Origin of the sequence: Hoeflea sp. BAL378 (assembly GCF_000759435.1) — a bacterium.
GTDB lineage: Bacteria > Pseudomonadota > Alphaproteobacteria > Rhizobiales > Rhizobiaceae > Hoeflea.
The window spans coordinates 1-464 of the sequence record NZ_JRJG01000276.1; the positions used below are offsets into that span (position 1 = coordinate 1).

The 464-nt window shown below is 69.6% G+C and carries 1 protein-coding gene and 1 pseudogene; both read right to left on the reverse strand.

The window, feature by feature from the left end; genetic code table 11:
- The coding region (locus tag LL06_RS26175; RefSeq protein WP_035534055.1) for a DUF6285 domain-containing protein at positions 1-209 on the reverse strand (209 nt) is incomplete at its 3' end.
- Positions 202-464 (reverse strand): annotated as a pseudogene (locus LL06_RS27870) (phosphotransferase family protein); the annotation flags it as partial. The pseudogene LL06_RS27870 and the gene LL06_RS26175, both read right to left, overlap by 8 nt.

The window sequence follows — 464 nt, forward strand, 5'->3', positions numbered from 1 at the left end:
CCGTCCTGGCCGAGCAGCCGGGTGAGCCTGAGCGCTTCCTGGGCATGAATGGCGGGGCCGCTGCGCATCTCGCGGATGGCGATGTCGAGCGCGTTGGCGGCGACGCGGGTCTTGAAGGCGGCGGTGGCGTCGAGCTGCGGCAGCAGCTCCTCGCGCAGGAACCGGGCGACGGCGTCGACCAGGAGATCGCCGGATGGCTTGTCAAGCATGGTCGCCTCCATCGAGGATTGCCAGAAGGTCGAGTTCGGTTTCCGAGCGCCGCCGGCCGATCGAACCGCGTTCGACCGAGCTGTCGGAGCCGGTCAGGAACTGGTCGGCCATCTGGGCGCACTGGATGCCCCAGTTGAGCGTGAAGGCGGTCTGCCAGAAGCGGGCGCGGTCGGGTGAGACCCGCATGTCCGAACGGGCCTCGTAGCCCTCGTAGAGATCGGCGCGGCTGCCGAAGCCGCCCACCGGCTGGTCGA